The 6,772-nt window shown below is 68.2% G+C and carries 5 protein-coding genes; 3 read left to right on the top strand and 2 right to left on the bottom strand.

The window, feature by feature from the left end; genetic code table 11:
* Positions 1-187: 187 nt before the first annotated feature.
* The 3 genes from MXC99_RS00820 to bioD all read left to right on the top strand — a co-directional run bounded on the left by MXC99_RS00820 (position 188) and on the right by bioD (position 2,735).
* Positions 188-1,003 (top strand): alpha/beta fold hydrolase, encoded by an 816-nt coding sequence (locus MXC99_RS00820; RefSeq protein WP_247723736.1) that lies wholly within the window; start codon positions 188-190, stop codon positions 1,001-1,003.
* A gap of 32 nt (positions 1,004-1,035) precedes the next feature.
* Positions 1,036-1,899 carry a methyltransferase domain-containing protein gene (locus tag MXC99_RS00815; RefSeq protein ID WP_247723735.1) on the top strand — a complete coding sequence of 288 codons (864 nt, stop codon included), beginning with the start codon at positions 1,036-1,038 and terminating at the stop codon, positions 1,897-1,899.
* Between the two features lie 149 nt (positions 1,900-2,048).
* The gene (gene bioD / locus MXC99_RS00810; protein ID WP_247723734.1) at positions 2,049-2,735 is read left to right on the top strand and encodes a dethiobiotin synthase; all 687 of its coding nucleotides are present in this window, start codon (positions 2,049-2,051) and stop codon (positions 2,733-2,735) included.
* A 12-nt stretch (positions 2,736-2,747) separates the two neighbouring features.
* On the opposite strand, the gene brxL is transcribed toward bioD, so the two are convergent.
* On the bottom strand, positions 2,748-4,793 hold the full coding sequence (gene brxL / locus MXC99_RS00805) for a protease Lon-related BREX system protein BrxL (protein WP_247723733.1): 2,046 nt from the start codon (positions 4,791-4,793) through the stop codon (positions 2,748-2,750).
* Positions 4,794-4,834: 41 nt separating this feature from the next.
* Positions 4,835-6,649: a BREX-1 system phosphatase PglZ type B gene (gene pglZ / locus MXC99_RS00800; RefSeq protein ID WP_247723732.1), complete on the bottom strand. Its 1,815-nt coding sequence runs from the start codon at positions 6,647-6,649 to the stop codon at positions 4,835-4,837.
* Between the last annotated feature and the right edge of the window lie 123 nt (positions 6,650-6,772).

Genomic DNA, 6,772 nt, shown 5'->3' with positions numbered 1-6,772 from the left:
CTTGGCCAAGCGAAGGAGGCCGGGCGAGTTGCCCACAGCCAAGCCCGGTGGATAACCCTGCCCCATCGCGACACCATGGCCTCTATGGTGAGGAGGGTAGTCCAGTGAGCGCGCCCGCACGGCCGCCCGAAGGGAAGCGCTCCCCTCCCCGGGGGAGGTGCCCGCATCGCACCAGGAGGGCAGTCCGGTGAACCGCGTTCCCGTGTCCTCCCCGCCGCTTCCTTCCACCGCGGTTTCCACCTCGCCGCCGTATTCTTCCGCACCGCTGGTGCTGCTCCATGGCTGGGCGATGTCGCCGGCGGCGTGGGCGCCGCTGCAGGCGCAGCTCGGCGCCCTGCCGACCCTGGCGCCTGCCCTCCCCGGCCACGGCGCCGGCGCGCCGCGCCCGCAGGCGCCCGGACTGGCGGGGTGGGCGGATGCCCTCGCCGCCACCCTGCCGCAGGGCGCCGCAGGTGCAATCGTGGTCGGGTGGTCGCTGGGGGGACTGCTCGCGCTCGAACTGGCCCGCCGCCATCCCGAACGCGTCGCCCGCCTGGTGCTGATCGGCGCCAGCGCGCGCTTCGTCGCCGACGAGGCGGGCTCGCCCGGTCTTGACGCGGAGGTGGTGGAGGGTTTTCGCCGCGGCTTCGCCGCCGAGCCGGCCGCCACGCTGAAGCGCTTCATCGCCCTCCAGTGCCTGGGCGAGGCCGACCGGCGCCGCACGCTGCAGGCGGTCGGCGCCGCCCTCGCCCCGCATCCGGACCGCGCCCCCCCCGACCCGGTGCTGGCCGACGGGCTGGCGATCCTCGCCGACAGCGACCTGCGCCCGCAGCTCGGCGAAATCCGCCCGCCCTGCCTGATCGTCCATGGCGAGAACGACGCGCTGATGCCGCTGGCCGCTGCGCAGGCGCTGGCCGCGGCCCTGCCCGCCGCCGAACTGCGGGTGCTCGCCGGCAGCGGCCATGCCCTGCCGCTGTCGCGTCCCGCCGACTGCGCCCGTCTGATCGGGGCGTTCCTGCAATGACTCCGCCCCGGCCCTTGCCCCCTTTGCGCCCTTTGCCCCCCTCCCCGGCCACGCCTGCGCCCGCGCGCACGCGCCGCCATGCGATCCGCACCGCCTTCGAGCGCGCCGCGCCCAGCTACGATGCCGCCGCCCATATCCAGCGCGAAATCTGCTCCCGTCTGGCCGCGTTCGGCATCGGCTTCGACCGCGGCCTCGCCCTCGCCCCTGGCGCCCGGGCGCTCGACGCCGGCTGCGGCACCGGCTTCGGCCTGGCGGCCCTCGACCAGCTGTGCCCTGGAGCCCACCACATCGGCCTCGATCTGGCCCCTTCGATGCTCGCCCATGCGCGGCTGCGCGCCGGGCAGCCGGCCGAGGTCCGGGCGGGCAATCCGGAGGCCACGACATTCCTGCCGCTGTGCGCCGACCTCGAACACCTGCCGCTGGCCAGTGCCAGCCTCGCCCTGGTGTGGTCCAGCCTGGCGCTGCAGTGGTGCACGCCGCGGGCGGCACTGGCCGAAATCGCGCGCGTGCTCGCCCCCGGTGGCCTGGCCCTGATCGCCACCCTCGGCCCCCACACCTTGCGCGAGCTGCGCGAGGCCTTCGCCGCGATCGACGAGCACCGCCACACCATCGACTTCCATGCGCCCACGCACTGGACCGCCGCCGCCACCGGCAGCGGTCTGCAGGTGGAAGGAGTGGAGAATGTCGCCCTGCAGGCCTGCGCCCCCGACCTGCGCCGCCTGCTCAGGGACATCAAGGCGATCGGCGCCGCCACCGTCGACGGCGAGCGCCGCCGCCGACCGCTCGGACGTGCGGCATGGGCGAGGCTGGAAGCGCACTACGAGCGCCATCGCCGCGCCGATGCCCAGCTGCCGGCCACCTACGACCTGATCCTGCTGGCGTTGCGCAAGCCCTGAACCATGGCCGCAGCTTGCCCTGCCCCCCGCCCGGGCGTACCCGCATCCCGCCCCCGGGGCGCCGCTGCACCGGACCGGCGCCGCCCGGCCCCTGGCCTCCGCCTCGCCCCCGTTTCCGACCCGATCGCCCAACCAAAGAGGCCGCTGTCATGAGCACCGAAAAATTCGTCCGCGCCTGGTTCATCGTCGGCACCGACACCGGGATCGGCAAGACCTTCGCCACCTGCGCGCTGCTCCATGCCGCCCGCAGCCGCGGAAAAATAGCCCTCGGCATGAAGCCGGTGGCCGCCGGTGCGCTGCGGATCGGTGACGAATGGATCAACGAGGACGCCGCCGCGTTACGCGCCGCCGGCAGCTTCGACCCCGGCCTGGCGCTGCTCAACCCCTGCTGCCTGCGTGAGCCGATCGCCCCCCATCTCGCCGCCGCCGAGGAAGGCGTACACATCACGCCGGCGCCGCTCCTCGCCGCCTTCGATGCCCTGCGCCGGCAGGCCGAGGTGGTGCTGGTCGAAGGCGTGGGCGGCTTTCGCGTGCCCTTCTCTGCGGATTACGACAGCGCCGACCTCGCCGTCGACCTCGGCCTGCCGCTGATCCTGGTGGTCGGCATGCGCCTGGGTTGCCTCAGCCATGCGCTGCTCACGGTTGAAGCCATCGCCCACCGCGGCCTGCCCCTGGCGGGCTGGATCGCCAACCACGTCGACCCGGCGATGCTGCGCCCGGAGCAGAACGTCGCCGCGCTGGAAGAACGCATTCCCGCACCGCTGCTGGGCCGCCTGCCCTGGCGCGCGGACGGCGACCCGCAGCGGGCGGCGAGCGCACTGCGCCTGCCGGACTGAGCACAGCCAATATCAGTCCACCAAGGCTTTCAACAGCGCATCCCGGGCATCCTGGTAGAACTCAATGTCCAGCTTCGTCGCCATGTCGTCCGACAGGTCGAACAGCTGCCGCCGGCAGCTCACCGGCATCAGCAGCGACTTCGCGCCCTTCTCGACCGCCATTTCGGCGATGGTCACGGCGTTGTGAATTGGTTCGATGGTGCCCCCGATGGTCACCTCACCGACCACAATCAACCCTCCACGGACCGACTTCCTTAGCAAGGCGCTCGACAACGCAATCAGGCAGGCGACACCGGTCTTGGCCCCACTCTTGGCTGCATCGAACCCCCGAAGCTGTACCGAGAACTCGTGCGAGCGCGGGTCACGGTCGCCGACCAGCTGCGCTGCGCGGGTGTAGAGGTTCTGCTCCGCACAGCGCACGGACTCCTGGAACGCCGGCGGCACGGGCTTGTTCAGCACGCGAACACCGCTTCCGGGGCCTTCGGTCACCTCCAGCCGGAACAGGCCCGGGTGCTCGTCCGCACCACCAGGGCTGAGCGTCCAGATTTGGCCCGACTCAAGCGGTTCATCGCCGATGCCCTCCTGGCTGCGCAACTCCGGCGTGGTCACGAACTTCTCCACCCCTTCCGCGCCGAGCGTGTAGCTGAAGTGGGTGTTGCGGAACTCGGCCGCGCCGATGCGCTTTTGCTGCTCCTTCACCCGCCGGCGCACCTCCAGCGCCAGCCGCACCGCCCACTCGAGGTCCTCATCGCTGACCGCTTCATCTGCGTCCGGATGCAGCAGCTTCAACAAGCCACTCACGGTCTTGTTCACCGCGTTGATGTCCCGACCGGACAGGGCTCCGCCGAGGAACACCCGGCCCTGCATCGTCGACACCCGGCTCTGGTTGCGCAGTTGCGTGAAGCACTCGGACAGGAAATCGCTCACCAAGCCAAAGTGCTGAGTGAACAGCGCCGGATTCATCTTCGGCACGTCCCAGCCCGGCAGGAAGCCGTGAATCCGGTCCATGAAGGCGGTGTCGTCACGCATCTCGGGTGGCAGCGGACCGAGTAGATGGCCGATGCGCTGTTGATGCTCGACATCCACGTCGAAGTTGCCGACAAGCACGATGGAGCCATCGGCGCGGATGCTCTCCTTTCCGCGCGAAAATTCGCCGGACTCCATGTAGCCCTTCATGATGTTGACGCCGTCCTTCTGGTCGAAGGACACGCCTGATACCTCATCGAAGCAGACCACGTCGTACTGGCACACCAAGCCGCGCTGGCCGTTGGAGTTATTCACGAACATCCGGGCCACGGTCGCCTTACCGCCGGAAATCAGGTGCGCGTAGGGCGACACCTGCTGGAAGAGGTGCGACTTGCCGGTGCCGCGCGGCCCGAGCTCGACCAGGTTGTAGTTGCGTTCCACGAACGGCACCATGCGCAGCAGCAGCGCATCCTTCGCGCGGTCGTTCAGCCCATCGGGCTCGAATCCAACGCTGCGCAGCAGAAAGTCCCGCCACTCGGTCGTGGTCAGCTGCTTGCGCCCCTCGGCAAGAGAGGTCAGCACATCCCGCTTGGAGAGCTGAATCGCACGCAGAGCGTCGATGCCAAACGGCCGCCCACCCTTCTCCTGGGCAATCGCGGCGTCGTAGCCGAGGGTGATTTCGGCGTAGAAGCCGCCGGTCAGCATGCGCTCGTGCTCCTTGATGAGCTCGGGCGAGATACGCACGTCGTTCAGCCTCAGGCTGGGCAGGGACGCAACATAGGAGTCGCTCTTCGCATCCAGGCGCGCAGTGATGATGTCGATGATTTTCACCGAGCCCGTCTCACGCGCCCGCGCCTTGAAGAGCTCTTCCTCCCCGGCCTTTACGGTACGCGACTGCAGCTGTCGCTGGACGATTTCCAAGCCTTCCTGAATCTCAGCCTCGTCGGTCGTCGCGCAGTAGCGGCCCAGCAGAAACTCGACCACATAGGTCGGCACGGGAAACTGGCGGCTGAAGGTGCGCACCAGGTCCTTGCGGACGATAAAGCCATCGAAGGCGGAAGTCGCCTTGTGGTCGAGGTCATCGAGATTCATCGTGTTCTTCTTGCTCTGTTCTCATTCGTAGCGCAGGCGACTTACTCGCCGACAGTCGTATTCATCTTGGCCAGCAGCTTACCCTGGCTGTCGAGCACCACCAGGACCGCCGCGGCCCCCTCGTTCGAATCATCCGCCACTGCCAGCGAAGCCTTCCCCTCAACCAGGTCCTTGACCGCCGCGGCGATGGAGGACTCTTCCGCTGCAGCCTTTGTGCGGATATCTACCTTCAATCCGGGTAACTGCGGTAACACCTCGACGTTGCAGCGCAGTCCGCGCCAGGCGAGCTTGGAAATGGAGACATTTGTCTCCGGCACGCCACCCTCCAGTTCGATGGTCAGCTCGGGCACCAGGCATTCCTGCAAGCTCAGTCCGCCATGGGCGTACTCGGCGCCGGCCACAAAGCTGGCAATGCCGGGCGCGAAGGCAATCTGCACCTGCGGGCACCAATCCCAGCCAAAGGTCAGCGGCGTCGCCGTCGCACTGTCCTTCAACACCGCGCAGCGCCCCCAGCGGGTCTCGGCCTGCGACTTGGCCAGCTCCGCCTTGGGCATGCCGCCGGGCACCAGCAACCAGCCATGGTCGGTGACGATGCGAAACCGCCGCCAGCCCGCATCGGCCAGCGCCTGCAGGCGTTCAACAATCTCGGCCAACTGGCCGTCAATGTCGCGGGCCAGCCGCAGGCCATGCTCATGCCCGAAGTGGTCCAGGTCGCCACACTCCACCCAGGCCTTCGCCGTCGGGTCGCCTGTCTCGCTACCGGACAGGGGCGCGTATCCCGCGTCTGCCAGCAGCTTGCGGAAGTTGTACGTGTTCAGGGGCTTCATGGTCTCGGCCACGTTGGGCTCGAAATCCGCATCGTCGGCCTTGCCCGCAATCAGATTCGCAACCGGGGACACCCAGGCCTTGCCCGATGCGGTGACCGAGGGCAGCGAAGTCCAGCCCGAATTCAGCGCGACCTGCCCCAGAACCCCCAAACGACTCGCCAGCATCTTTGCGACGTCGAAGCGCAAACCGTCAACAAACACCACGCAGGTGCCCGCGGGGTCACTCACTTTCGAGACGCCGCCCGGATTGAGTCCGCCGGACGCGGCCACTGCCTTCTGGAACGCGAAACTCGAGGCTTCCAACCAAGGCAGATATACCGCGCGCTGTGCGGCCGTTACCGCATCCTGGTCCGCCTTGGTGTGCGCTTGAGCCAAAGCCTGCAGCGCTTCAGCATCGACCCGCCACGCCTCTTCTCGATAGCGCTCCGCCTGGGCCTCCAACGAGTTCCCGAACGCAGCCGCCTCGGTGTGTTGCGCTACGAACGCGAGATGCCCGAGCGCGCGCGCGAGCGGCGCCTTCCCCATCTGAGCCCAAAGCCATGAGCGGCGCTCGCCGTGCTGCTTCTCAGCATCCAGAATCGCAGCGCGCGCCTGAACCGCCGTCATCGCGCTCAATGCATTGAGCCGGTAGCGCAGGTCAGACTCACCTTCGTCGTTCGCCTTGGGGTAGGCCGAAGTGTCGGCGAAGAGGTCGCCCATGCGGTACTGCACCCTGGAGAGCAACTCGACGACCGCTGGGAAGCTCGAATAGGCGTCCTTGTACAACTCCCAGACCGCACCCCACGAGCCGGCCCTGGCTGCCAGCTTCTCTGCCGCGGTCAGCTCGCCATCCTTGGCCGGGTCGAAGCCGAAATCCTTGCGGCAACGGCTGACGAACACCTCCCAGCGTCCCCCCTGCCAGGCACACTCGGTGGCCTTGGCGTCGTTCATCCACACAAGGATGTCCCGCGTCGGATTCGGTGCCAACAAGCTGTCCAACCAGGCCGCATCAATCAAGCGACCTCGCAGCTCATCGACCGCCTTGCCCATAAGCTCGCCCGACGTAACCGGTCACTGAGCGGCGTCCTTCTCGCTGCGTAGCCATCGTTGGACAATTCACGCCATGTTCAACGACGACGGGATTGGCAGTGACGGCATCGGCGGAGAGGCGCA

The sequence above is a fragment of the Thauera aromatica genome (genome assembly GCF_023093595.1).
Taxonomy (GTDB): Bacteria; Pseudomonadota; Gammaproteobacteria; order Burkholderiales; family Rhodocyclaceae; genus Thauera; species Thauera aromatica_A.
Note: the sequence above shows the minus strand (reverse complement) of the source record. Positions and strands in the feature narration are given on the sequence as shown.

What these genes read in the sequence shown, in the direction of transcription:
- pglZ (WP_247723732.1), bottom strand. Translation starts at nt 6,649, where the DNA reads ATGGGCAAGGCGGTCGATGAGCTGCGAGGTCGCTTGATTGATGCGGCC.
- bioD (WP_247723734.1), top strand. Translation starts at nt 2,049, where the DNA reads ATGAGCACCGAAAAATTCGTCCGCGCCTGGTTCATCGTCGGCACCGAC.
- brxL (WP_247723733.1), bottom strand. Translation starts at nt 4,793, where the DNA reads ATGAATCTCGATGACCTCGACCACAAGGCGACTTCCGCCTTCGATGGC.